The organism is Halomonas sp. PA16-9, assembly GCF_009728585.1.
In the GTDB taxonomy this organism is placed as follows: Bacteria; Pseudomonadota; Gammaproteobacteria; order Pseudomonadales; family Halomonadaceae; genus Vreelandella; species Vreelandella titanicae.
The window spans coordinates 715,433-741,154 of the sequence record NZ_CP040452.1 but is presented as its reverse complement, the minus strand read 5'-3'; the positions used below and the strand labels follow the sequence as shown (position 1 = coordinate 741,154).

General features: G+C 56.9%; 19 protein-coding genes and 5 pseudogenes. 20 read left to right on the top strand and 4 right to left on the bottom strand.

Going from position 1 to position 25,722, the window contains the following annotated elements; all coding sequences use genetic code 11:
* Nucleotides 1-20 precede the first annotated feature (20 nt).
* From FDY98_RS19785 to FDY98_RS19765, 5 genes and pseudogenes are all read left to right on the top strand, one after another.
* Nucleotides 21-362, top strand: coding sequence for a sarcosine oxidase subunit delta (locus FDY98_RS19785; RefSeq protein WP_027958313.1), 342 nt, complete (start codon nucleotides 21-23; stop codon nucleotides 360-362).
* Nucleotides 359-3,409, top strand: a complete 3,051-nt coding sequence (locus FDY98_RS19780) for a sarcosine oxidase subunit alpha family protein (protein WP_027958312.1) — start codon at nucleotides 359-361, stop codon at nucleotides 3,407-3,409. Before FDY98_RS19785 ends, FDY98_RS19780 begins: the two co-directional genes overlap by 4 nt.
* A complete protein-coding gene (locus FDY98_RS19775) occupies nucleotides 3,402-4,037 on the top strand; it encodes a sarcosine oxidase subunit gamma (RefSeq protein ID WP_027958311.1) in 636 nt (211 codons plus the stop codon). The genes FDY98_RS19780 and FDY98_RS19775 overlap by 8 nt, the downstream gene beginning before the upstream one ends.
* Nucleotides 4,038-4,112: 75 nt before the next feature.
* A complete protein-coding gene (purU, locus tag FDY98_RS19770) occupies nucleotides 4,113-4,979 on the top strand; it encodes a formyltetrahydrofolate deformylase (RefSeq protein WP_027958310.1) in 867 nt (288 codons plus the stop codon).
* A gap of 310 nt (nucleotides 4,980-5,289) precedes the next feature.
* Nucleotides 5,290-6,671: pseudogene (locus FDY98_RS19765) on the top strand (L-serine ammonia-lyase).
* A 270-nt stretch (nucleotides 6,672-6,941) separates the two neighbouring features.
* On the opposite strand, the gene mapR reads toward FDY98_RS19765, so the two are convergent.
* Complete coding sequence (gene mapR / locus FDY98_RS19760; protein ID WP_027958308.1) at nucleotides 6,942-8,351, bottom strand: GntR family transcriptional regulator MpaR; 1,410 nt, start codon at nucleotides 8,349-8,351, stop codon at nucleotides 6,942-6,944.
* Between the two features lie 344 nt (nucleotides 8,352-8,695).
* Here mapR and ccoG point away from each other — a divergent pair, with 344 nt between their 5' ends.
* The 3 genes from ccoG to FDY98_RS19740 all read left to right on the top strand — a co-directional run bounded on the left by ccoG (nucleotide 8,696) and on the right by FDY98_RS19740 (nucleotide 12,668).
* A complete protein-coding gene (gene ccoG, locus FDY98_RS19755; RefSeq protein WP_035537892.1) occupies nucleotides 8,696-10,144 on the top strand; it encodes a cytochrome c oxidase accessory protein CcoG in 1,449 nt (482 codons plus the stop codon).
* A 171-nt stretch (nucleotides 10,145-10,315) separates the two neighbouring features.
* Complete coding sequence (locus tag FDY98_RS19750) at nucleotides 10,316-10,960, top strand: hypothetical protein (protein WP_035537889.1); 645 nt, start codon at nucleotides 10,316-10,318, stop codon at nucleotides 10,958-10,960.
* 433 nt (nucleotides 10,961-11,393) lie between these two features.
* Nucleotides 11,394-12,668: an O-acetylhomoserine aminocarboxypropyltransferase/cysteine synthase family protein gene (locus FDY98_RS19740; RefSeq protein WP_027958305.1), complete on the top strand. Its 1,275-nt coding sequence runs from the start codon at nucleotides 11,394-11,396 to the stop codon at nucleotides 12,666-12,668.
* A 57-nt stretch (nucleotides 12,669-12,725) separates the two neighbouring features.
* Here FDY98_RS19740 and speB read toward each other — a convergent pair whose 3' ends face one another.
* Nucleotides 12,726-13,625, bottom strand: a complete 900-nt coding sequence (gene speB, locus FDY98_RS19735) for an agmatinase (RefSeq protein WP_155706269.1) — start codon at nucleotides 13,623-13,625, stop codon at nucleotides 12,726-12,728.
* A 189-nt stretch (nucleotides 13,626-13,814) separates the two neighbouring features.
* Here speB and FDY98_RS28655 point away from each other — a divergent pair, with 189 nt between their 5' ends.
* The 5 genes from FDY98_RS28655 to FDY98_RS19720 all read left to right on the top strand — a co-directional run bounded on the left by FDY98_RS28655 (nucleotide 13,815) and on the right by FDY98_RS19720 (nucleotide 17,952).
* Nucleotides 13,815-14,048: a helix-turn-helix domain-containing protein gene (locus FDY98_RS28655; protein ID WP_340147071.1), complete on the top strand. Its 234-nt coding sequence runs from the start codon at nucleotides 13,815-13,817 to the stop codon at nucleotides 14,046-14,048.
* Nucleotides 14,049-14,050: 2 nt separating this feature from the next.
* On the top strand, nucleotides 14,051-14,212 hold the full coding sequence (locus FDY98_RS28650) for a hypothetical protein (RefSeq protein ID WP_340147070.1): 162 nt from the start codon (nucleotides 14,051-14,053) through the stop codon (nucleotides 14,210-14,212).
* Nucleotides 14,213-14,299: 87 nt separating this feature from the next.
* Nucleotides 14,300-14,734 (top strand): hypothetical protein, encoded by a 435-nt coding sequence (locus tag FDY98_RS28645; protein WP_340147069.1) that lies wholly within the window; start codon nucleotides 14,300-14,302, stop codon nucleotides 14,732-14,734.
* A gap of 190 nt (nucleotides 14,735-14,924) precedes the next feature.
* The gene (locus FDY98_RS19725) at nucleotides 14,925-16,493 is read left to right on the top strand and encodes a Re/Si-specific NAD(P)(+) transhydrogenase subunit alpha (RefSeq protein ID WP_155706112.1); all 1,569 of its coding nucleotides are present in this window, start codon (nucleotides 14,925-14,927) and stop codon (nucleotides 16,491-16,493) included.
* A gap of 16 nt (nucleotides 16,494-16,509) precedes the next feature.
* Nucleotides 16,510-17,952 carry an NAD(P)(+) transhydrogenase (Re/Si-specific) subunit beta gene (locus tag FDY98_RS19720; protein WP_027958301.1) on the top strand — a complete coding sequence of 481 codons (1,443 nt, stop codon included), beginning with the start codon at nucleotides 16,510-16,512 and terminating at the stop codon, nucleotides 17,950-17,952.
* Between the two features lie 164 nt (nucleotides 17,953-18,116).
* Here FDY98_RS19720 and FDY98_RS19715 read toward each other — a convergent pair whose 3' ends face one another.
* Together FDY98_RS19715 and FDY98_RS19710 are read right to left on the bottom strand one after the other, a co-directional pair.
* Nucleotides 18,117-19,628 carry a sensor histidine kinase gene (locus FDY98_RS19715; RefSeq protein ID WP_027958300.1) on the bottom strand — a complete coding sequence of 504 codons (1,512 nt, stop codon included), beginning with the start codon at nucleotides 19,626-19,628 and terminating at the stop codon, nucleotides 18,117-18,119.
* Nucleotides 19,625-20,341, bottom strand: coding sequence for a response regulator transcription factor (locus tag FDY98_RS19710; RefSeq protein WP_051430485.1), 717 nt, complete (start codon nucleotides 20,339-20,341; stop codon nucleotides 19,625-19,627). Before FDY98_RS19710 ends, FDY98_RS19715 begins: the two co-directional genes overlap by 4 nt.
* Nucleotides 20,342-20,516: 175 nt before the next feature.
* Here FDY98_RS19710 and FDY98_RS19705 point away from each other — a divergent pair, with 175 nt between their 5' ends.
* The 7 genes and pseudogenes from FDY98_RS19705 to FDY98_RS19685 all read left to right on the top strand — a co-directional run bounded on the left by FDY98_RS19705 (nucleotide 20,517) and on the right by FDY98_RS19685 (nucleotide 25,540).
* Nucleotides 20,517-20,837, top strand: a complete 321-nt coding sequence (locus FDY98_RS19705; protein ID WP_027958299.1) for a hypothetical protein — start codon at nucleotides 20,517-20,519, stop codon at nucleotides 20,835-20,837.
* A 65-nt stretch (nucleotides 20,838-20,902) separates the two neighbouring features.
* Entirely contained in the window at nucleotides 20,903-21,748 is an 846-nt protein-coding gene (locus FDY98_RS19700) for a cytochrome b/b6 domain-containing protein (protein ID WP_155706110.1), read from the top strand.
* 27 nt (nucleotides 21,749-21,775) lie between these two features.
* Nucleotides 21,776-22,577 (top strand): annotated as a pseudogene (locus FDY98_RS19695) (molybdopterin-binding protein).
* 178 nt (nucleotides 22,578-22,755) lie between these two features.
* A pseudogene (locus FDY98_RS29710) lies at nucleotides 22,756-24,063 on the top strand (ABC transporter transmembrane domain-containing protein); the annotation flags it as partial.
* Between the two features lie 130 nt (nucleotides 24,064-24,193).
* Nucleotides 24,194-24,244 (top strand): annotated as a pseudogene (locus tag FDY98_RS29705) (hypothetical protein); the annotation flags it as partial.
* A gap of 24 nt (nucleotides 24,245-24,268) precedes the next feature.
* On the top strand, nucleotides 24,269-24,517 hold the full coding sequence (locus tag FDY98_RS28630; RefSeq protein WP_340147068.1) for a hypothetical protein: 249 nt from the start codon (nucleotides 24,269-24,271) through the stop codon (nucleotides 24,515-24,517).
* 28 nt (nucleotides 24,518-24,545) lie between these two features.
* Nucleotides 24,546-25,540, top strand: a pseudogene (locus FDY98_RS19685) (aldo/keto reductase).
* Nucleotides 25,541-25,722 lie beyond the last annotated feature (182 nt).

The window sequence follows — 25,722 nt, the reverse complement described above, 5'->3', positions numbered from 1 at the left end:
CATACGAGAGGAGTATTCGCATGTTCTATATCTACTGCCCCTACTGCGGCGAACACCGTGAGGAAGAGGAATTCCACCCCAAGGGCCAGGCGCATATCGAGCGCCCCAAGGAGCCCGAGGCGTGTAGTGACGAAGAGTGGGGGAATTACCTGTTCTTCCGTGACAACCCCCGTGGCGTTCACCATGAAATGTGGGTGCATGCGGTGGGTTGCCGCAAGTTTTTCAACGTGACGCGTCACACGGTGAGCTACGAGATTCTCGAGACTTACAAAATGGGCGAGCAGCCGTCGATTACCGCTGACAGCCAGAGCCAGGCTCGCGAGGGCGCTGCGGTAAGCCAACAAGAAGGAGTGCGGGCATGAGCCAGTCCAAGCAACAAGTGTACCGCCTTAACACGGGCGGCCGTATCGATCGCTCCCGCACGTTGAGCTTTACCTTTAACGGCCAGCGTTACCAAGGGCACCCCGGGGATACCCTGGCCTCGGCGCTGCTAGCTAACGGTGTGGATATCGTTAACCGCAGCTTTAAATACTCTCGGCCCCGCGGCATTGTCGCTGCGGGTGCCGAGGAGCCCAACGCCATTGTACAGCTAGGCAGCAGTGAAGCGGCCCAGGTGCCCAATGTACGCGCCACCCAGCAGGCGCTATATGAAGGCTTGGCCGCCAGCAGCACCAATGGCTGGCCGAACGTACAGCGCGACCTGATGGGCCTGTTCGGCAAGCTGGGCGGGCAGTTCATGCCACCGGGGTTCTACTACAAGACCTTCATGGCGCCGGCCTCGATGTGGCTGACCTACGAGAAGTACATCCGCAAGGCGGCGGGGCTGGGTCGCAGCCCCATGGAAGCCGATCCGGATAACTATGATCACTTCAATCAGCACTGCGATGTGCTGGTCGTAGGCGCAGGCGCCGCGGGTCTGGCGGCAGCGCTGGCCGCCGCGCGCAGCGGCGCTCGGGTGATGGTGGCCGATGAGCAGGAAGAGATGGGCGGCTCGCTGCTGGCCAGCCGCGAAACCCTAGAAGGCAAGCCGGCGGATCAGTGGGTGGCCCGGGTGCTGGACGAGTTGGCGAGCTGCGAGAACGTCACGCTGCTGCCGCGTACTACGGCCAACGGCTATCACGATCACAATTTCGTTACCCTGCATGAGCGGCGTACTGAACACCTGGGCGATACGGCACCGGTGGAAAATGGTCACCGTCAGGTACGCGCACGCCTGCACCGGGTACGCGCCGGTCAGGTGATTCTGTCCACGGGCGCCCACGAGCGTCCGCTGGTCTACGCGGGCAATGACGTGCCGGGCAACCTGCTGGCTGGTGCTGTATCGACCTACATCCGTCGCTATGGCGTGGCACCAGGTCGCAAGCTGGTGCTCTCCACCAGCAACGACTACGGCTACCGCGCTGCCCTGGACTGGAAAGAGGCTGGCTGCGAGGTCGTCGCTATCGTGGACGCCCGCGAGGCGCCGGCGGGCGATTGGGTCGATGCCGCTCGCGCCCAGGGCATCAAGATTATTACGGGCAGCGCCGTTATCGAGGCGAAGGGCAGCAATAGGGTTACTGCAGCGCGGGTCGCCAAGATTGATATTGGCGCTTTCAAAGTCAGCGGCCCGGTTCAGGAGTTGGCCTGCGACACCATCGCCAGCTCCGGCGGCTACAGCCCGGTGATTCACTTGGCTTCCCACACCGGCGCGCGGCCTACCTGGCGCGACGATATTCTCGGCTTCGTGCCGAGGCTGGTGAAGGGCGTTCAGGCGTGTGGCGGTGCCAACGGCTGCTATGCCCTGGGTGACGTGCTGGCGGAAGGTGTCGAAGCGGGCATCAAGGCAGCGGCCGCCATGGGCCATGCCGTTCAGACGGTTACTCTGCCGAGCGCTGAACGTCTGCAGCAAGGGCCTGCGGTGGCGCTCTTCCAGGTGCCTCACGAGAAGCCCACGCTGCGCGGCCCCAAGCAGTTCGTCGACCTGCAGAACGACGTCACTGCGGCGGGCATCGAGCTGGCGACCCGGGAAGGCTTCGAGTCCATCGAGCACATCAAGCGCTATACCGCGATGGGCTTCGGTACGGATCAGGGTAAGCTGGGCAACATCAACGGCATGGCGATTGCCGCCCGTTGCTTGAATCGCTCCATTCCCGAGGTGGGCACCACGGTGTTTCGCCCCAACTATACCCCGGTGACCTTCGGCGCCATCGTCGGTCGCCACTGCCGTGATTTGTTCGATCCCGAACGCTACACCGCGCTTCACCAGTGGCACGTGGAGCGTGGCGCCGAGTTCGAGGACGTCGGCCAGTGGAAGCGCCCCTGGTACTACCCACAGAAGGTGAATGGCAAAACCGAGACGATGCACGAGGCAGTGGCTCGCGAGTGTCTGGCAGTGCGCGAGAAGGTCGGTATCCTCGATGCCTCAACGCTTGGCAAGATCGATATTCAAGGGCCAGATGCGCGTGAGTTCCTGGCGCGGATTTACACCAACAAGTGGGAGAAACTGGCAGTCGGCAAGTGCCGCTACGGCCTGATGTGCAAAGATGACGGTATGGTCACCGATGACGGCGTGACCAGCTGTCTTGCTGAAAATCACTTTTTGATGACCACCACTACCGGTGGCGCTGCCGCGATCCTGGAATGGTTGGAATTATGGCATCAGACTGAGTGGCCGGAACTGGATGTCTACTTCTCTTCCGTGACTGACCACTGGGCCACCATGACCATCACTGGCCCGGAAGCGCGCAAGCTGCTCGCTGAGATCAGTGATCTCGATCTTGACCGGGATAGCTTTAAGTTTATGGATTGGCGATCCGGGAAAGTGGCGGGAGTGCCTGCCCGAGTCTTCCGCATCTCCTTTACCGGCGAGCTGACCTTCGAGATTAACGTGCAAGCCAACTATGCCATGCATGTCTGGCAGACCCTGTTCAAGCATGGCGAGAAGTATGGCTTGACGCCCTATGGCACCGAAACCATGCACGTTCTGCGCGCTGAAAAGGGCTTCATCATCGTGGGTCAGGAAACCGACGGCTCGGTGACGCCGGAAGATCTGGGCATGCATTGGTGCGTTGGCTACGACAAGCCCTACTCATGGATTGGTAAGCGGGCCCTGACACGCAGTGACACCAAGCGTGAGAACCGCAAGCAGCTGGTGGGGCTCAGGCCGAAAGACCCGAAGGTGATTCTCGAAGAGGGGGCCCAGATCGTGCTTGATCCCAAGCATGCGATCCCTATGCCGATGGTGGGCCATGTTACCTCCAGCTACTACAGCCCGATTCTGGATTCAGGCTTTGCACTAGCGGTGGTCAAGGGTGGCCATCAGAAACTAGGCGAGACGGTCTACCTGCCCATGGCGGATGGACAAACCCATGAGGCTGAAATCGTCAGCACCATTTTCTACGACCCCAAGGGAGAGCGCCAGCATGTCTAACGCGGCCACCTTCGACACCCGTACTGATACCGCGATCCCGGTAGAGTCCCCGTTAGCCTATAGCTATCGTCGCAGCGGCGCGCCCCAGGCCAGCGGCCCAAGCCGGCTTCAGCTACGCGAGCGGGCAATGCAGGGGCATCTGATCCTGCGGGGTGGCGCCATCGTGCTCGACGAGGCGGTGCGCGACGTACTAGGAATCAGCTTGCCTGGACAACCCCAGGCGTTGGTACAAGATGCCAGCGGTGAACGTTCTATCCAGTGGCTTTCCCCGGACGAGTGGCTGGTGATCGTACCCGGTGGTGAGGAGTTCCCGCTTGAGACGAAGTTGCGTGAGCATCTGGGAGATACCCATTTCGCGATTAGTGATGTCAGCGGTGGTCAGACGTTGCTAGAGCTTTCCGGCGAAGCAGCCCAAGAGCTGTTGATGAAAACGGTGATCTACGACGTTCATCCCAGCAATTTCCCGGTGGGGAAGGGTGTCACTACCGTCTTCGGCAAGGCAACTACCATCATTCGCCGTCCCAGTGAAGATCGCTGGGAACTGGTGATCCGGCGCAGCTTTGCCGACTACTGCTATCGCTGGTTGCTGGATGCAGCGGCAGAGTATGGCGTTAACGTACAACAATAAGCGGGCAGGCCGGAACGCTGTTCCGGCCGCTATGATCTTCCGCAACGGTCTGCCGTTAACTGAGAAGCATGCACTATGAGCCGAATGAGTGATACCTGGATACTTGCCGCCCAATGCCCCAGCCGCTTGGGAACGGTGGACGTCGTCACGCGCTTTCTAAAAGAGCAGCAGTGCTATATCACTGAACTCAACTCTTTCGATGATCGGCTGGGCGGACGCTTTTTCATTCGCGCCGAGTTTCGCCCAGAGCGAGACGGGTTCCATGAAGATAGCTTCCACGCCGATTTTGCAGCGCGGGCAGGCGAATTCGACATGCAGTTTGAGCTGACGGCGCCGGGCAAACGCACAGGCACCGTGATTATGGTCTCCAAGGCCGATCACTGCTTGAATGATCTGCTCTACCGTTATCGGACAGGGCAGCTTCCTCTGGATATCAAAGCGGTGATTTCCAATCATCCTGATCTGGAGCCATTGGCAGCATGGCACGATTTGCCCTACCACTACCTGCCGATCACGCCCGAGACGAAATTGCAGCAGGAAGCCCAGGTACGCGAAATCATCGCGGATACCGACGCTGAATTGGTGGTGCTAGCAAGGTATATGCAGGTGCTTTCCCCCTCTATGTGTGAACTATTAGCCGGACGGGCGATCAATATTCACCACTCGCTCCTGCCCGGTTTTAAAGGCGCCAAGCCTTATCATCAGGCATATGAGAAAGGGGTTAAGCTGGTCGGCGCAACGGCGCACTACATTAATAATGACCTTGATGAAGGGCCGATTATTGCCCAAGGTGTCGAGCCTGTGGATCACACCCATTACCCGGAGGATCTGGTTGCCAAGGGGCGTGATATCGAGTGCCTCACCCTGGCTAGAGCGATTAGCTATCACTTGGAACGTCGTGTGTTCTTTTATTCAGGGCGCACAGTGGTTTTTGGTAACTAGTTTTTTGGTAACTAGCTTTTAGTAACTAATGCTTGTTATCTGGTGCTGTTGTTAATAAACGCAAACAGTTTGAACGCGCTTTTATAACTGGGTTGCTGTCGTTGCTAAGTTTTTCCCAGAGCGATATGTAACCCCTTGTTATATGTGAGAAGTTGTATGTGATAAGTCGTGCCTAAAAGTATGATTTTATAAATATAAAAATATCATCAATAAAAGATAGATTAGCTTTATTTGCCATCACATCAATAACTTATTGAAATTGTCAGGCACCGCCTGATTTTCCCCTGTTTATACGTCAAGAGGTGCTCCAATGCCTATCAGTGTTTTCGACCTTTTTAAGATTGGAGTAGGCCCCTCCAGTTCCCATACCGTCGGGCCCATGCAGGCGGCTTTTAAGTATGTCACAACCCTGCGCGAAAACAGCCAGCTCGATGAGGTAGGGCATCTTGAAGTCCATCTTTATGGCTCGTTGTCCGCCACGGGTATCGGACATGCCACCGATAACGCAATTATTATGGGATTGATGGGTGAACGCCCTAGCACAATAGATCCCTCGATTATTGAGCCAGCCATTCAGGCGCTTAAAGAGAGTCAGTCATTACAGCTTGGTCGACAAAAAGAAGTGAAGTTTGTTTGGGAGAGTGACCTGTATTTTCATGAAGAGAGCTTGCCTCATCACCCTAATGCCATGAAGCTGGCGGCTTTTACGCATCAGGGCGACTTGGTGTATGAAAATACCTATTACTCGGTGGGCGGCGGCTTCGTGGTTGAACAGGCCCAGGTGGATATGCCACTGGACGATTTGGGTGGCGTTACCATTCCTTACAACTTCGATACGGCAGACGAGCTCTTGGCGCTATGTAAAAAAGAGCAGCTAAGTGTCAGCCGGCTGATGCTGGAAAATGAGAAAGTCTGGCGGACGGAGGAGGAGGTCAGAAACGAACTGTGGCGTATCTGGAAAGTGATGTGTGAATGCATCGACAATGGATTAACCCACGAAGGGGTACTGCCGGGGGGGTTAAACGTTAAGCGCAGGGCTAAGCTGCTTCACCAGCATCTTCAAGCGGCAGAGCAGAACGATTGCCTGATCGCCTCAACGTTTTCAGCGATGGAGTGGGTGAATATTTTTGCCCTCGCCGTTAACGAAGAGAATGCCGCAGGGGGGCGCATGGTCACGGCGCCCACCAACGGCGCCGCAGGCATCATCCCGCCGTCTTGCACTACTATATGAAGTTTCAGCCCAATGCCTGTGAGAAAAACGTGGTGGATTTTTTGCTGGCGGCAGGCGCCATTGGCATTCTGTGTAAGAAAAATGCTTCGATCTCCGGCGCCGAAGTAGGCTGCCAAGGGGAGGTCGGATCGGCTTGTGCCATGGCAGCAGCTGGCTTGGCTGATGTGATGGGGGGAACGCCCGAACAAGTCGAGCATGCGGCCGAAATCGGCTTGGAGCACAATTTAGGATTAACCTGTGACCCTGTGGGTGGGTTAGTTCAGATTCCCTGTATCGAGCGCAATGCCATCGCAACGGTAAAGGCGATCAATGCCGCTCAGATGGCATTACGCGGCGATGGCACTCACTTTATATCGTTAGATAAAGTGATTCGTACCATGCGTGATACAGGGAAAGACATGTTGGATAAGTACAAAGAAACATCTAAAGGTGGATTAGCGGTTAATGCTATTGAGTGTTAACTAGCGCCTGCTGAACTAAATATAAATGCTGGATTCTTGCTAAGACAGAATTCGGCATTTTCGTTTTGAGAGGTGGGTGCAATAGAGGTAGTTAGCTGGTCAGCCCGGCCATTCCCTGACCAGAAGTGGTAAAGATGACGATATAAAGAGCCGGTATAACCGCTGTGTGGCTTCATCGGAATAGTTTAGCGATTGCTGTGCTGCATAACAGGCTCAGTTTTTCACTAAAAAACCGGATCAGTCTAAAGGAGGTGGCGTTTGAAGTACTCGCTAAAAGAGGCTTAATAACCTGCCTAGTGTTTCCATGCCGCGCTCACTGCTAGGTGTCCAGGGGTGGCCATAGCTCAGGCGCACGCAGTGTCGAAATTGCTGGGTCGCGGAAAAAATCGGGCCCGGCGCTAAGCTAACGCCATGTTCGAGCGCCGTATTGAATAGCCGCAGCGAATCTACTTGCTCGGGAAACTCCACCCATAAAAAGTAGCCGCCCGCAGGACGGGTGATGCGAGTATTGGCAGGAAAGTAGCGATCCGCCGCTACCAGCATGCTGCCTTGTTGGGCTTCCAGAGCATGGCGGAGCTTGCGCAAATGGCGGTCATAACCGCCATGCTGCAAGTAGTCAGCGATGGCTGCCTGAGCGGGCAAGGAAGGCGAGATCGTCGTCATCAATTTTAGCCGCGAAATAGCCTGAGCATAGCGACCGCCTGCTACCCAGCCCACCCGGTAGCCCGGCGCTAAGCACTTTGAGAAAGAGCTGCAGTGGATGACCAAACCCTCATCATCGAAGGCTTTTACGGGCTCGGGTGGCGTACTGCCAAAGTACAGTTCGGCATACACATCATCCTCTAGCATCGGAACCTGGTGCTGTTTTAACAGCTGATAAAGCGCTTGTTTGCGCTCTTTACTCAGGCTGGCGCCGATTGGGTTTTGCAGATGGCTCATAAACCAGCAGGCTTTGATCGGAAGCGTCTCTAGCCGCTCTGCCAGTACCTCAAGGTCGATGCCCTCCCGTGGGTGAACGGGTATCTCCACCGCGCGTAGCTTTAACCGCTCTAACACTTGCAGGCTGGCATAAAACGCTGGGGATTCGATCGCCACCAGGTCGCCCGGCTCGGTAACGCACTGCAGGGCTAGATTAAGGCCCTCCATCGCGCCGTTGGTAATCACCAGCTCTTCCATCGGCAGTTGAATGCCGCCCAGCATGTAGCGCAGGGCAATCTGCCGACACAGATCGGTATGCCCGGTGGTCATGTCAGCCACCACCTGTTGAGGCGAAAGCGCCCGCAACCCCCGCGTCATGCTGATACTCAAGCGCGAAAGCGGAAACAGCTCAGGACTGGGAAAGGCCGATCCAAAGGGCACCGTGCGGTCATCCTGAAGCGAGCCAAGCACTGAGAACACCAACTCGCTGACTTCTACCTCTGCTGGGTCGGTGGGCTGCAGTGTTACACGTGGTTCGTCCAGCAGGCGCCGGGCGTGTTCACGCACAAAATACCCCGAGCGTGCCCTTGCGGTGATAAGCCCACGGTTCTCAAGTAAATAGTAAGCCTGGAACACCGTAGAAGGGCTAATGCCGTGATGGCGGCTAGCCTGGCGCACCGAGGGGATTCGTTCCCCTGGGCCAAGCACACCTTGGCGAATCAGCGTCGCTATCTCATCGGCAAACTGTTCGTAGCGTTTCATGGGATAAATCGTCGGTGTATTGAGTAAAACGCCCGAATGCTCCATCGCAGTGTTAGCTGGCACAGCGAGGATCTCTGCTTATAGAAAGCACCACTGTGCCGCATGTGCGAAGCGTAAAACAGACTCAAATATAGTAATAAACAGCATATCAGAAAGCAGCGGTGTGAGAGGCTAGTGCTAACTGATACGCCTTATTTCTCTAAAACTGCATCTGTTTGTGCCATCCCTGTATGAGCATAGTAGCGGCTAACTTAAAAGTCGCGCCTTCTAACAAATGCTTAATCATCTGCCCCGCGACGCCCCTCGACCGCATAAGCCTCCATTCTTTTTTTTTGGATATCGGTATGACGCAACGCATTCCACTGCAAGACATGACTACCGAGGCGGCGGTTGAACACCATACTCCTCCGTCTAAGTCGCCCAATTCTCAGTCTCCCAGTAGCAAGCCACCGAAGCTCGGACATATTTATGTGCGAGAAATAAGCGGTTTTTTTCAGCGTATCCGGCGCTTTTCTAACTGGCTGTTGATGGCGCTCTATTTCGGCTTGCCGTGGATCAATTGGGGTGATCGGCCGCTGGTGTGGTTTGACCTCTCAGCCCAGGAGTTCCACCTGTTTGCGGCGACGTTTTATCCACAGGACTTTATCTTGCTCACCTGGATTCTGGTGCTGTGCGCTTTTGGGTTGTTTTTGATCACGGTAGTGGCTGGGCGAGTGTGGTGTGGCTACAGCTGCCCGCAAAGCGTGTGGACGTTTCTGTTTATCTGGTTTGAGCATCGCCTGGAAGGGCCTCGGCACCGGCGCATTCGGCTTGATAAAGCACCGCGTAGTTTGAATACGCTATGGCGCAAAACCGCCAAACATGCGGCTTGGCTGCTGATTGCGTTGGCAACGGGAATAGCCTTCGTTGGTTACTTCACGCCGATAAGAACGTTAACAGTGGATATGTTTACTCTGGATATGCACCCTTTGGCGCTGTTCTGGATCGGTTTCTTTACCCTGTTTACCTACTTGAATGCCGGTTGGCTTCGCCATCAGGTTTGCCTGCATATGTGCCCCTATGCGCGCTTCCAGTCGGCGATGTTCGACGCCAATACGCTGATTGTTTCCTACGATGCCGCCCGCGGCGAGCCGCGTCGGAACTCTCCTCAAAAGGGCGTTGAGGCAACTCAGATCGGTGACTGTATCGACTGTGAACTCTGTGTTCAGGTATGCCCTACCGGCATAGATATTCGCGATGGGCTGCAATACGAGTGTATTGGCTGCGCGGCGTGTATCGATGCCTGCGACAGCGTTATGGCGCGGATCGATAAACCGCTTGGCCTGATTCGTTACACCACCGAGCGTGCTCTGGAAGGTAAAGCGCCCCGTTTCTGGCGCCCCCAGCTGTTGGCTTATACGGCGGCGTTATTCTCCATGGTGGTGCTGTTAGTCGGTTTCTTGAACGCCCGGGTACCCATTGATGTAGAGATTGCCCGTGACCGTCAGGCGTTGTTTGAAAGCACGGCAGAGGGTCGCATTATCAATTACTACAACGTGACGCTGCGCAATCAAGATGGCCAAGCTCATCATTACGCGGTATCAGCCGCGGGGTTGCCAGGGCTTCGTCTGCAGGGAGTGGATACCTTAGAGGTGGCGGCGTTTGAAACACGCAGCCTGCGTCTAGCACTCACCGCCGATGCGGATGACCTAACGAAGCCTAGCCATCCTATCGAACTGCACTTTATCGCCTTAGATGACCCTTCAATAACGAATGTCAGTGAAACACGTTTCCTGGGGCCTTCAGGGGAGTAGTGGGTACGGGTAGCTGATTTTTGCTATCCGTAGTCTGATCCGGCTTTTTTGAGGCTTTCTGAGCCTGTACTTGTCAGCTGTGCGCAGGCATAGTCGTTAAGTTAGTTTGAACGCTAACAAAGCTGTTTTTCGCCTAGCAGGTTCGGTTTTGTTTAGGAGGTGTCTGTTAATATGTTGATATACATTGTCTTTTTTATGATTTTTGTGGGTGTGACCGTTGCTTTATATCAGGTATACGAAATTCACTACAATATAAACGTCGGCAATGATAAGAAGTTGTCGAAGGCCGATAAAAACCGCTTAAAAACGCTTTCTGACCAAGCTAAAACCACCCAACAAAACCATGCATGGGCAGATTTCGATCAAGTGGCGGCCAATGCCTTGGGCCCTGAATTCAATCGGGATATCGCCTTGGCAGCGTTTTCTGAAGAGGAGGCAGGCAGCTATGCAATCCCCTTACTGCGGCGTAAAAAAAGATTGAGCTTTAACGGCGTTAGAGAAGGAGCGGAGAGAAACCGCATAAAAGTACGCCACTTGCCGTTTTGGAAAACAACGCTGCCGAATGTGAATATACGAGCAGCGTTGATTACCCTGGTGATTGTTAATTGTTTTCTGGTTCAGCTATTAGCGGCCATGACTGTCTACACGATCAGCTATCCGATATCGACTCCTTTTCTGGCCTGGCTTAACGAACCCTTGATCGTCATGCTAGTTATTTATGCCTTTATCTTTATGTCACTGCTTGTTTCAAAGTTTGATAGGTATATGCACGACCTTTATCAACTTGGAAAGCTATTTAATAAAAAAGCAGTTTAAGAAAGACGCTGTTTAGGCATCGGTGCAACGCGCAATCTCATTAGCCAGCTGTTCCAGTAGCGCATCGTAAAGGCCAGCATCCAGCGTCAGACCCACGCCCAAGGGATCCATGGCGCCGATATAAGCCGACGTATCCCAAACACGTTATTGACCATTTGCGGATTGAACTGAGGTGCACTGAAAATGCTGATCGGTGTGGTAAAGCCCTAGTCGGGTCAGGTGATCATTACCTCGCAGCAGCGCATCGGCTGTGTACCCCAGCGGCTTCACCTGGATCCCACCCTGCTCATGACGCGGTGGCGCGCAGTGAGTGGAATTGGTAAATGTGTTTGGTCTCGCCTGGTAGATCGGAGACGAACGATTGTTGGCCTTCCATGCAGCGCTTGTTTAGGATCAATAGCGGATCTCAACAAAAAAATAGCGAGCCGTTCTCATGAAGCCAGAAACCATTGCTCTTCACCATGGCTATTCGCCTGACTCACAAAACGCCGTGGCTGTGCCGATTCACCAAACCACGTCGTTTTCATTCGATAACGCGCAGCACGCAGCGGATCTGTTTGACCTGAAAGTCGAAGGAAACATTTACTCACGCATTATGAACCCGACCTGTGCCGTGTTGGAGCAGCGGGTAGCCGCACTGGAAGGCGGTATTGCCGGGCTAGCGGTGGCATCGGGAATGGCGGCGATCACCTATGCGATCCAGACCATTGCCGAAGCAGGCGATAACATTGTCTCGATCAGCGAGCTGTATGGCGGTACCTACAATCTGTTTGCCCACACCTTGCCGCGCCAAGGCATTCAGGTGCGTTTTGCCGACAAAGACGATATTGATGGCATCGAAGCGCTGATCGATGAGCGTACCAAAGCGGTTTTCTGCGAAAGCATTGGTAACCCTTCGGGTGGCGTGGTCGACCTAACAAAGCTCGCCGAAGCGGCGCATCGTCATGGGGTGCCGGTAATAGTCGATAACACCACGGCGACGCCGTTCTTATGTCGGCCGATTGAGCACGGGGCGGATATCGTTGTCCACTCGGCGACCAAATATATCGGCGGTCACGGCACCACGGTGGGCGGTGTGATTGTTGATTCGGGCACCTTTCCCTGGGCCGAGAATGCCAGCCGTTTTCCGCTGCTCAACGAGCCTGATGTCTCCTATCACGGTGTGAGCTATACCCGTGATGTGGGCGATGCGGCCTTTATTGCCCGCGCCCGCGTGGTGCCGCTACGTAATATGGGCGCGGCGCTCTCTGCCCAGGCGGCCTGGAACCTGCTCCAGGGGTTGGAAACGTTGTCACTACGGATTGAGCGTATCTGTGCCAATGCCTTAGCGGTTGCCAAGCATCTGGAAAGCCATCCGTTGGTCACCTGGGTGCATTATGCTGGCTTGGAAAACCATCCGGATCATGCGCTGGCCCAGCGTTATATGAACGGCCATGCCTCGGGGATTCTTAGTTTTGGCATTGAAGGTGGGCAGGCCGCTGGTGAGCGCTTCTACGATGCGCTGGCGCTGATTCTCCGCTTGGTGAATATCGGCGATGCTAAAAGCTGCTCTTCCATTCCCGCCTCTACCACGCACCGCCAACTCAACGAGCAGGAGCTAAAAGCCGCTGGCGTCACGCCGGATATGGTGCGCCTATCGATCGGCATCGAGCATATCGACGATCTGCTGGCGGATATTGATCACGCGCTGACGGCCTCTCAAGGATAGTCTGTTCCGCCCCCGCCATCTCAATACCATCAGCCTAGAGATGGCGGAGGCTAACTGTTAAACGCCCTTAGATGCCGCCAGGGTATACAAAAACTCAAGCCCCAGCGTCGCGGCGGCAAGCGAGGTAATGTCGCCGTGATCGTAGGCGGGGTTCACTTCCACCACGTCCATACCGACCAGTTCCATGCCTACCATGCCACGAATCACTTTCAGCATCAGGTCGGTGGACATGCCACCGCACACCGGCGTGCCGGTGCCGGGGGCGTAGGCGGGGTCGAGGCCATCAATGTCCAGGCTGACGTAAGCGGGATGATGACCCACTTTGGCGCGAATACGCTCCAGTACAGCGGCTGCACCGTGCTCATTGACCCAGTCCGCATCCAGTACCTCGTAAGGGTGGTTGTGGCGGTCGTAGCTTGTGCGAATGCCAATTTGCAGCGAGTGCTCAGGCACCACCAAGCCTTCTTTTAAAGCGTGGTGAAAAATAGTGCCGTGGTCAAAGCGCGTGCCTTGCTCGTAGGTGTGTGTGTGGGCGTCAAAATGGATCAGCGCCAGCGGGCCGTGCTCTCGGGCGTGGGCACGCAGCAGCGGCAGGCTAATGTAGTGGTCGCCGCCCAGGGTAAGCATCTTTTTGCCCGCCTTTAACCAGCGGTTGGCGTGGGTTTCCAGGTTATCGACCAGGCTTTCGGGCTCGCCATAAGCGTAATCAACGTTGCCTGCATCGCACACCTTGAGGCGATCTTCCAAGGCGAAGTCCCATGGCCAGCGCTTGCCTTCCCAGATCAGGTTGGCGGTTTGACGAATAGCATTTGGCCCCATACGGGTGCCCGCACGGCCAGAACAAGCAAGGTCAAAGGGAACGCCACTCACCACAACCTCGGCGTCGGTTGTCTTAGGATCCGATGCTTTTGCTACGCCCATAAAGGTAGAGATCACATCGCCATAAAGGCTGGGCATGGTTTGTGCGGACATAGCTTGTGCAGACATAGCTTGTGGGTGGGTCACCGGTGTGCTTCTCCTTGAGTGCTGGATTATCGCTGATAGTCGCGTGGTGGGCGAATGAGAGGCAGACAATAAGCAATTCCTGGTGATAAATTAAATGAATGTTTAGAATTTAATCATTCGTGATATGAATAATGAGAAGCTATGCGCTCGCTACGCCATTTCGACCTGAACTTGCTGCTGGTATTTGAGGCGCTGATGCGCGAGCGTCACGTCACTCGCGCAGCAGAAATGCTGCATTTAAGCCAACCGGCCTTGAGCCATGCCTTAAAACGGCTGCGTGAATCGCTGGATGATCCGCTGCTAGTGCGCACCGAAAACGGTATGCAGCCGACACCCGGGCACTCGCGCTGCTACCCGTGGTGCAACAGGCGCTAGCGATGCTTCGACAAGGTCTTGCGCCCCCCGCGATGTTTACGCCTGCCAACAGCACGCGACGCTTTACGCTCGCCACCACGGATTACTTTGAAGAGGTCATGTACCCGCTCTTTTTAAGTCAGCTGCTGGCCTATGCACCGGGCATTAGCTTTCCATTGAGCTGATTACCCAGATGTGCTGAGTGAGGGGCTGGAACAGCGCCAAATTGATATGGTGGTAGGGCTGGATAGCCAAAGCGCGCTGCCAGCGGCGTGATTCAGACTCTCTGGATGGATGAGGAACTGGTCTGCCTGGCTGCTACCCATAATGTTCGCGTGGGCGATGTACTGAATATTGGTCAGTTTGCGGATGCGCTCCATGTGGAGCTGGCGGATATTAGCGGTCTGCGCCCCAGTAATATCGACAGCTGTCTTGTTCAACACGGCTTAACCCGCCGGGTCATCTCTAAAAACCTCAACTATATCGCCGCGGCACGGGTGGTGGCGCTGACGGAAGCGATCATGACGCTCCCACGTCAAATGGCTGAACGGTTCGTTGCTATGCTGCCGGTGCGTTTGGTGGAGCCGCCTAAAGAGCTCCCCGCACTAAAAATGACGTTGATTCAGCATGGGCTCTATGCCAATGATCCTGCTAACAGGTGGCTCTACCAGGTGCTTACTGAGTTTGCTAACGACTTTAGACGTTAAGGGAACCATCATGCACACTAGTGGATGTTGTAATTAAACAACCCTGTTGTATCAAAGGTTGAATAGTATCTGGCAGCCACCCCGTTAGATCCTAGACTGCTATTAAGGCGTTATCACGGACGCCGTTAAAGGTGCAGGGCCCATTGAGCAACTGCGGCACTGCAATAAGGTTAAGCAAGGGAGAACAAGAGTGAAAATAGGCGCACCGAAAGAGAGTGCCCGGGGGGAAGCGCGCGTCGCGCTGACCCCTGAGAGCGCGAAGCAGATCCAAAAACTGGGCCACGAGTGCTTGGTAGAAACCGGCGCTGGCTTGGCAGCGGGCTTTAATGACGACACTTATCGTGATGCAGGCGTTACCGTCGTGGACGGGGCTGATGCGCTCTGGAACGACGCTGAGGTGGTCATTAAAGTCCGAGAGCCCTCTGATGAAGAGGCCGAGCGGCTGCGGGAAGGCCAAACCTTGATTGCCTTCTTCTGGCCAGCGCAAAACGAAGCGCTGCTCGAGAAGTGCAAGGCCCAGGGCGCCACCGTTATTGCTATGGACATGGTGCCGCGTATTTCACGGGCGCAGAAAATGGACGCGCTCTCCTCCATGGCCAATATCGCCGGCTACCGGGCGGTGATAGAGGCGGGCAACAACTTTGGCCGCTTCTTCACTGGCCAGGTAACGGCGGCAGGTAAAGTGCCCCCGGCCAAGGTGTTGGTCATTGGCGCTGGCGTGGCGGGATTGGCGGCGATCGGCACGGCCACCAGCCTGGGCGCCGTAGTGCGCGCCTTTGACGTACGCCCCGAGGTCTCTGAACAAATCGAATCCATGGGCGCGGAGTTTCTGTTCCTCGATTTCGAAGATAGCCAGGACGGTTCCGAAAGCGGTGGCTACGCCTCGCCCTCAAGCCCGGAGTTCCGCGAAAAGCAGCTTGAGTGTTTCCGCGAGCAGGCGGCCGATGTGGACATCGTGATTACCACCGCGCTGATTCCCGGCAAGCCCGCACCTAAGCTGTGGTTGGAAGATATGGTCGAGGCCATGAAGCCGGGCTCGGTGGTGATCGACTTAGCGGCTGAGAAAGGCGGCAATTGCGATCTCACCAAGCCAGACGAGCGGGTGGTGTCGGATAATGGCGTGGTGGTGATCGGCTACACCGACTTCCCCTCGCGCATGGCAACGCAATCATCGCTTCTCTACGCCACCAATATCCGCCATATGTTGACCGATCTGACGCCCGAGAAAGACGGCGTGATCAATCATAATATGGAAGATGACGTGATTCGTGGCGCCACCGTGACGCACCAGGGTGAGGTCACCTTCCCACCGCCGCCCAAGGTGAAAGCGATTGGCGCGGCCAAGCCGAAGAAGAAAGAAAAAGAGCCCACGCCGGAAGAGAAAAAAGCCGCCGAACATGCGGCGTTCAAGGCGCAAACCAAGCGTCAAATCGGATTGCTGGCTGTCGGCGGTGCGCTCATGCTGCTGCTTGGCCAGGTGGCGCCGACCTCATTTATGCAGCACTTTATTGTCTTTGTGCTGGCCTGCTTTATCGGCTTCCAGGTGATTTGGAACGTGAGTCATTCGCTGCATACGCCTTTAATGGCGGTGACTAACGCGATCTCGGGCATCATTATTCTCGGTGCTATTTTGCAGATTGGCACGAGTAGCGTGATCGTGGGCATATTAGCGGCGATTTCGGTGCTGATCGCGTCAATCAATATTGTGGGTGGCTTCCTGGTGACACGCCGGATGCTGGCCATGTTCCAAAAATCTTAAGCGGCGGAGAGACGATATGTTAGGACAAGGATTCGTATCTGCCGCGGCAATCGCGGCGAGTGTGCTGTTTATTCTGTCGCTGGGCGGCCTGAGTAACCAAGAAAAAGCCAAACGAGCCGTGTGGTACGGCATTGTGGGCATGGCGGTGGCGGTGTTCTTTACCGCTTTAGGCCCGGGTATTGGCGGCTACTGGTGGCTGATTCCGATGATGGTGATTGGGGCAGGCATCGGCGTGTACGTAGCGGGCAAGGTCGAGATGACCGAAATGCCCCAGCTAGTGGCGGCGCTGCACAGCTTTGTCGGTTTAGCCGCGGTGTTTGTGGCCTGGAGCGCGGACTTAGAGCGCCGCCGAGTCATGGCGGCGCAGGCAGTGGATGGCGCCGCACAGGAGTTTTCCGCTTTTGCCGCGCTGGTGGCCACCAAGGCCCCAGACGAACTTACCTTTCTGCAAATTGAGGTGGTTTTCGCCATCTTTATCGGCGCGGTGACCTTCACCGGCTCGGTAATAGCGTTTGGCAAGCTGGCAGGTAAAGTCGACGGTAAACCACGCCAACTGCCCGGCGGCCATTTGCTCAACGCCGGGGCGGCCGTGCTATCACTGCTATTGGCGATTTTGTACCTCAACGGCGCAGGCTTCTGGACGCTGCTAGTGCTCGCAGCGCTGGCGTTCTTTATTGGCTATCATCTGATTATGGGTATTGGCGGGGCCGATATGCCGGTGGTGGTCTCAATGCTTAACAGCTACTCCGGCTGGGCGGCGGCGGCGGTCGGCTTTACGCTCTCCAACGACCTGCTGATTGTCACCGGTGCGCTGGTGGGCTCCTCCGGTGCGATTCTCTCTTACATTATGTGTAAGGCGATGAACCGCAACTTCGTCAATGTGATCCTAGGCGGCTTTGGCGGAAGCACTGGGCCAGCGGCGGAGATCGAAGGCGAGCAGGTGGCGATTGACGCTGGTGGTGTAGCGAGCGCCCTGAACGATGCCGATAGCGTGATTATCGTGCCGGGCTACGGCATGGCAGTGGCCCAGGCGCAAAGCGCAGTGAGCGACCTAGTGCGTAAGCTGCGTGCAGCGGGCAAGACCGTGCGCTTCGGTATCCACCCGGTCGCGGGTCGCTTGCCAGGGCATATGAACGTACTGCTGGCAGAAGCCAAGGTGCCTTACGATATCGTGTTGGAAATGGATGAAATCAACGACGATTTCGCCACCACCGACGTGGTGATCGTGATTGGCTCCAACGACATTGTGAACCCGGCGGCCGAGGAAGACCCCAATAGCCCCATCGCTGGTATGCCGGTATTGAAGGTATGGGAAGCCAAGCAGGTGTTCGTCAGCAAACGCGGCCAGGGCACCGGCTACTCCGGTATCGAAAACCCGCTGTTCTTCAAAGAGAACACGCGGATGTTTTATGGCGATGCCCGGGATAGCCTGAATACACTGCTGCCGTTGATTGATTAGGCCTTTGCAACTAAGTACTGAGCCCGCGAGCAATCGCGGGCTTTTTAGTTGTGCGCCTGACTGGCTCAGTCCTGCGCGACTGCCCATGGGTCGATGCCGATCAGTTCGGCGTCCATGTCGCGTTTCCTCCAGCGTATTAACCGCATAGCGGGCGAGACGAGTGCCTACTCGTCAGCCCAGGCGGCGAGCGCTCTCTCATCGAGTATCGTCTTCGGCAGCGTGAACCAGATACAGGTGCCTTTTCCCGGTTTGCTCTCGATGACGAGTTGGGACTCGTGGCGCTTCAGCACTTCGGAGACGATAGCGAGTCCCAGCCCGGTGCCTTCACCCCGCTCACGTCCAATCGTGGTGCGATAGAAGCGCTGTGAGATAAGGGGGATTTCTTGTTCGGGGATGCCGACACCGGTATCTCTGACTCCGATCTTGAGTCGGGTATCGTCGAACTCGAGAATCCGGATCGAGACCGTGCCGCCGGTGTTGGTGGCGGTGATGGCATTGTCGACCATATTGGTCAGCGCGTGATCGATCAGTTCGATGTCGGCGGAGACCTCGGCTATCGCCGCCTGGTTCTCCACACGAAGCTCGATGCCTTTCTCCAGCGCGCGAGGGTGAAATTTACCTAGAATGTCGTTGGCCAATTCGGCGAAGGAGAACGTGCTTGGGCATAGCGGTCGGCCAGCGATATTGGCGCGAGACATCTGAGAGAGCTGGTCGGCCAGCTGGGCCAGTCGTTCCACGTTGGCGCGAATGGCGTCCAGACCGCTGCGTGTTTCATCGTCGAGAGGCCTGCGATCCAACTGCTTGGCATAGCCTAACAGGGAGGTCATCGGCGTGCGGAATTCGTGGGACAGGTTGGCGATGAGTTCCCGACGCTGGCGGTCGGTATCGTGCAGCGCCTCGACCTGGGCTTCGATGGTGGCCGCCATGTCGTTGAAGGCACGCCCGAGCCGGCCGATTTCGTCGTCGATTGACTCGGGACTGCGCTGCCGGTAATCGCCCTCGGCAAAGTGTTGGACGGTGCGGGTCAGCCGGGAAAAGCGGCGCGTCAGAAAAGCGAAGAGGGCGAGACCCACCGCCAGCGTCAATGCCAACGCCACGCAGCCTGCGATGAGCAGCGTGCGCGAGATGCTGCTCGTCTGCCAGATGTTGGCCATCGAGACGTCTGTGTTCGCCTCCAGTTGCACCATCAGATAGCCCGATTGCTGCTGCGGGCCGTAGGTGATCGGGGCAACCGAAAAAACGCCCTCGTCGCCCCGGCAGGGCATGTCTGCGTAGACCGGCAGCATGGGCATGTCGGAAAGCAGTTCGTCGATAGCATCCCGGTCGATTCGCCGGCCGAGTCCACAGCGGTCGGGGCCGTAAGCGCCAACCACCGTGCCGTCGATGTCGAGCGCGTAGAGCGAGAGCGCCGGATTGATGGTCATGACCTGCTCTACGGCCGCTCGAGTCGAGGGGACGTCGACGCCGTCGTCGAGCGAATCCTGCAGTACGCGGGTCAGGTGATGGGCCATGTCGATCTCATTGCGTTGCAGCCATTCGCGTCCCAACTGATTGAACTGATCGACCGCCACCAGCGTGGTCGTGGTGGAGAGTGCGATCATGCTCACCAGATAGACGAACACGATGCGCGCGAACAGGCTGCGGTAGGTTCTGCGCAACGATTGGCCGAGGCTCATGGGGCGTTCTCGTCGGAGGCTGGTGCCGGGGCGTCGGTGAACCGGTAACCGGTGCCCCATACGGTGAGAATGTACTCGGGCCGCGCCGGGTCTGGCTCTATCTTGCTGCGCAACCGATTGATGTGCGTATTGACGGTGTGATCAAAGCCGTCGAATTCCGGGCCCCATACGGCATCGAGCAACTCGCTGCGGGAAAATCCCTTACCAGGGTGGCGGGCAAAGAACACCAGTAGGGCGAACTCCCGGGTCGTGAGTTGAATCATGTTTCCGTCGAATTTGACGCTGTAGCCGTCGATGTCGATCTCCAGCGCCTTTATCTTCATAAGCGTCGACGACGTACGCGCCTCCATCGCCTTTCGACGACGCAGAAGCGCTTGGATTCTCGCCAATAGGATGTCGGTGTCGAATGGCTTGGTGATGTAGTCGTCGGCACCGATTTCCAGACCGACGACCACGTCCCGCGTTCCGGCGAGCGCCGTCAGCATGATGATCGGAATGGTGGCGTCGTGAGTGCGAATGTCTCGACACACGGCGAGACCGTCGATGCCCGGTAACATCAGATCAAGAACGACGAGCGAGGCATTCCGCCATCGATGCAAGGCTTCTTCCCCGGTCGAAACCCAGGTCGGCTGATGGCCCGCCTGTACGAGAATGCTCGTTAATAGCCGACCGATATCGGGATCGTCCTCGACGCAAAGTATCGGGCACGACATATCGGTTCTCCTTTAAGTGAGCTGTGAATCCTAGCCCAGTGTACCTCGTCAATCATCACGGAAACGTTATCACCGAACGTTATGATTCCGTGATGATTGAGCTGCAATTCCTGTTTATCTTGGGCAAGCCGTGTCGGACCGGACACGGTTTGCCTAGATAAATCAGGAGAGCATCATGACCCGCACGACACCCAAATATCTACTCGCCTTGAGTGCTGTACTGCTGAGCGGCGGCCTTGCCTTCACCACGCTCGCCAGTGCCCAGACCGACAATATGTCCCAGGACTCGATGAGTCAGGACGGCATGAGCCACGATGATGGCATGAGCCACGATGATGGCATGAGCCACGACGACGGCATGAGCCACGACGACGGCATGAGCCACGACGATGGCATGAGCCACGACGATGGTATGAGCCACGACGACGGCATGAGCCACGACGATAGCATGAGCCATGACGAAATGAGCAGCGACTCCATGGAGCATGCCAACTAAAAGTTGCGGTCCGGCAGCCAGGCGCTGTCTGGTTTGCCGGACGCCTTCGTTTCGAGGTCAATATCATGTCTGAGTCTGTCAAAGCTACGATCGATAGTGACTCGACCGGTAATGTGCCCGGTGCGCCGGCCACACGAGTGATCAAACGACATACGTTGGCGACTCGTCTGTGGCATTGGACGAATCTCGTCTGCCTGATCGTGTTGCTGATGAGCGGTTTGCAGATATTCAATGCACACCCCGCGCTTTATTGGGGGGAGCAATCCGATTTCGCCAACCCTTTCATCGCGATACATGCGCGCACCGCCGAAGATGGTGAGCGCATGGGCGTGGTTCGCATCGCTGGGCAGGCGTTCGACACCACCGGTGTACTGGGGCTTTCCGATGACAACGGCCAGCTACGCGAACGGGCCTTCCCCCGCTGGGCGACGCTGCCGGGGGACAAGTGGCTGACGATGGGGCGCAACTGGCATTTTCTGGCTGCATGGATCTTCGTGCCGCTGGTTGTCGCGTATCTGCTCTATACCCTGTTGGTGCCCCAACGACGACGGGCGCTGTTTCCAACGTGGGTGCAGTTGAAGAACATTCCGCGGACGCTACTTGATCATGCGCGGCTGCGTTTTCATCACGAAGCTGACTACAACGGTATCCAGAAGCTGACCTATCTTCTGGTGCTGTTTGGGTTGCTGCCAGTAATGATTCTGTCGGGGCTGACCATGGCACCCAGTGTCAACGCCGCCTGGCCGTGGCTCACCGAACTTTTCGGCGGACGACAGAGTGCTCGCACCTTTCATTTTCTCTGTGCAACGGCTCTCATTGGCTTTTTCGTCGTGCACATCGCGCTGGTGCTGGTATCCGGCGTTTTCAACAACCTGCGCTCGATGGTAAGCGTCGCTACCGCATCCAGGTAGAAGCGCATGACGGATCGGAGCCGAGGCATGACTGACTCGAACACCAGACTCTCGACATCACCAGCGCCTGACCGCGCTCGACGGCGACTACTGGGTGGCCTGTGCGCGTTGGGGGCTGGCACCTTCCTCACCGGTTTGCGATCGACTGTCGGAAAGCGCGCCCGTGCGCGCGGCGCTGAGTAACGTCGAGCAACTCTCTTACAAGGCCCAGCGTTTGATCGCCTCGCGCCAGGCACTCGCCAAGGAGTTCGACGAGAGTCAGATCGCGCCGGTGTTTCGTCCCAATGGCACTACCAACCCGCAGGAGGATTACTATCGTGCCTGGGTCGAGAATGGATTCGCCGACTGGCGTCTGACCATCGACGGGCTGGTCGAAGAGCCGATGACGCTGTCGTTGCCGGCGCTTCGGGAGATGGCTTCACGAACCCAGATCACTCGTCACGATTGCGTCGAGGGTTGGAGCTGTATCGGGCAGTGGACCGGCGTTCCTCTGGCGGATCTGCTTGATCGGGTGCGTCCGGCAGATACCGCGCGCTTCGTGGTTTTTCACTGTGCAGATCACACCTACGGTGGGTCGGATCTGTATTACGAGAGCCTCGACATGATCGAGGCGTATCATCCGCAGACGCTGCTTGCCTACGATCTCAACGGCGAACCGCTACCGGTGGCCAATGGGGCGCCGATCCGTCTGCGCGCCGAGCGTCAGTTGGGTTACAAGCAGGCCAAGTACGTGATGCGCGTCGAACTGGTGGAAAGCTTCAAACAGCTCCACGGCGGCAAGGGAGGATATTGGGAGGATAGGGGCTATGACTGGTGGGCGGGCATCTAGGCGATGACTACCGAGCGCGTGAGGGCTTCACTTTCGGCTCGTCGTACAATCTTTAACATGCTATCTGTTGTCTGACGTCCCGATACTTCCGCTCGACGGCTGGCCGACTAGATTCTGTGCAGGGCACTGCTACTCCTGCTATGGTCGAATACCCCCTTATTGTAGAGCAATCGCTACTATGAATCAAACGCCCCAATCCCCGAGTACTGCTGCGTTTGTTGGGTTTACTGCGCCCCTACCGCATGCGGTTGGCTCTGGCTGGCCTAGCGCTACTCATGGCATCGGGAAGCGTGCTACTGCTGGGAATGGGCTGCGCTTAATCATCGACCGCGGTTTTCTGGACGCGGATGCGCAGGCGCTAGCGCAAACGCTGGCCCTGATGCTGGTGGTAGTGGCCGTGCTGGCGTTTGCCTCCGCACTGCGCTACTACCAAGTGACCTGGATTGGCGAGCGCTTGGCTGCCGACCTTCGCCAGCGAGTGTTTGATCATTTACTCACTTTAGAACCCAGCTTTTTCGAGAGCGCAAGCGACGGCCGCGCGCGGGGAAATTGCCTCACGGCTGACGGCGGACACCAGCGTACTGCAGAGCCTGTTTGGCTCCTCGGTATCGCTGGCGCTGCGTAATCGGTCATGCTGGTGGGCGCCGTGGTGCTAATGCTGGTCACCCAACCGTGGCTCTCGGCAATGGTGCTGATTGGCATCCCCGCCACTCTGCTGCCCATCGTGTGGTACGGCCGCCGGGTGCGGCGGCTTTCGCGCACCAGTCAGGATCGCGTGGCCGAACTAGGTCGCTATGCTGAGGAGGCGCTGAGCGGTATTAAAACGCTCCAGGCATTTACCCACGAGGCGGTGGATAAAAGCCACTATGGCCAGCGAGTTGAACAGGCCTTTGGCAGCGCCGTAGAGCGCACCCAGCAGCGCGCTTGGTTAACCGGTGTCGCTATGCTAGTGGTGTTTACCGCGGTTGGCTTAATGCTCTGGCAGGGCGGTCAGGCGGTGCTAAACGGTACCATGAGTGCGGGCGAGCTATCGGCGTTTATCTTTTACGCCGTGCTGGCAGCAGGGGCCATTGCCACCCTGGCCGAGGTAGCAGGGGATGTGCAGCGCGCGGCAGGGGCGGCGGAGCGCTTATTGGAGCTGCTCGATACCCAGCCCGCTATTCAGTCGCCCGTGAATCCGCAGAGCCTGCCAAGCCCTTCGCGTGGTGAAATTACACTGGAGAACGTCACGTTTACCTACCCCGGTCGGGAAACCCCAGCGCTTGAAGGGTTTGATCTGCATATTAAGCCGGGAGAACGAGTAGCGGTGGTGGGGCCTTCCGGGGCAGGTAAAAGCACGCTGTTGGCGCTGCTGCTACGCTTTTATGACCCCAGCCAGGGGCGCATTACCTTGGATGATAGGGATGTCCGTACGCTAGATCTTGCCGCCTTACGCAGTGCCATGGGGTTAGTGGCGCAGGAACCGGTGCTGTTTAGCGGCTCGGTGGCCGAGAATCTTCGCTATGGTGATCCTGAGGCTGATATCGATAGATTACGCATTGCCGCTCAGGATGCCAGCGCCCTCGACTTTATCGATGCGCTGCCCAAGGCTTTGACACGCCCTAGGCCCCGGTGGTGTGCAGCTCTCCGGAGGCCAGCGTCAGCGGCTCGCTATTGCTCGGGCGCTGCTCAAAAATCCTGCGGTACTGCTGTTGGATGAAGCCACCAGCGCCTTGGATGCGGAGAGTGAGCGGCTGGTGCAGCACGCGCTGGATCGGCTGATGGTCGGGCGCACCAGCATCGTGATCGCCCATCGGCTGGCGACTGTCATCGCCGCTGACCGCTTACTGGTGCTTGATGGTGGGAAACTGGTAGCGGCGGGCACTCACGCGGAATTGCTCACCACCAGCGCGCTCTATCGTCATTTAGCCGCGTTGCAGTTTGGCGGTGAAACGTTATAAAACGATTCTTTTAATGATGGGAATACCGATGTCGAGCTTCTTTCAGCGCCTTAATGCCGTAAATGCCCCTTCGATTGGTCTGGGCTGTATGAATCTCTCCCACGGTTACGGCAGCATCGTGCCGGAAAGCGCAGCCCTACGGGCGCTGGATGAGGCCTTTGATATGGCTATCGCCACTTCGATACCGCCACGCTGTATGGCGCCACGGCCAATGAGAAAGTGGTCGGGCGCGCCCTGGAGGCAAGCGGCACCAACTCTTTCTGGCCAGTAAATGCGGCATGGCGATGGACCCTGAGTCAGGCAAGCGGGTCATTGATGGCCGCCCGGAAACCCTGCGAAAACAGTGCGAAGCGAGCCTTGCGCGCCTGCGTACCGACCATTTAGATCTCTACTACCTGCACCGCTTGGATCGCCAAGTCCCCATTGAAGAGAGCGTGGGTGCGCTGGGGCGCCTGGTGGAAGAAGGCAAGATTGGTGGCGTGGGGTTATCTGAAGTCTCTGCGCTAACGTTGCGGGCGCGGTCACCGAATATCCCATTGCCGCGGTGCAGTCGGAATACTCGCTGTGGACGCGCAACCCGGAAATCGCCCTGATCGATGCGTGCCGCGAGGTGGGAGCAGCCCTGGTCGCGTTTAGCCCTCTGGGACGAGGCTTCTTAACCGGTGCCATTCAAGATCCCTCGCGTCTCGAAGAGGGCGATATGCGCCGTAATATGCCGCGCTTCAGCGCCGAAAACTACCCGCATAATCTAAAACTATTTGAACGCCTTGCGTCGCTGGCGCAGGCCTTAAGCGTCACGCCGGGGCAGCTGGCACTGGCGTGGCTGAAAGCCAAAGGCGGCGATATTATCCCCATTCCCGGCACTCGCTCCGCTGACCACATGCGCGAAAATTTAGCCGCGGAAACGCTGCACCTCGATGTCACCACAGTGCAGCAGTTGGATGCCATGATGACGCCAGAGCAGGTCGCAGGGCTCGCTACAGCGAGGTGCAGCAGGCAGATATCGACACCGAAGAATTTTAACCACTGTAGCGCCAGCAGACTGCCGATGTATAAAAGCTATTAGATCGGTCACTAAAGCAAATTGTGCCTATGAGGGATCTGCTTTAAAACAGTACCAAGTGAGTGAAGCGCCCTTCCCCTGCACAGCAGGCAGAGCGATAGCACTATCGTAAGCATTAGGGGGCTCACCGTCAGTCGACTTG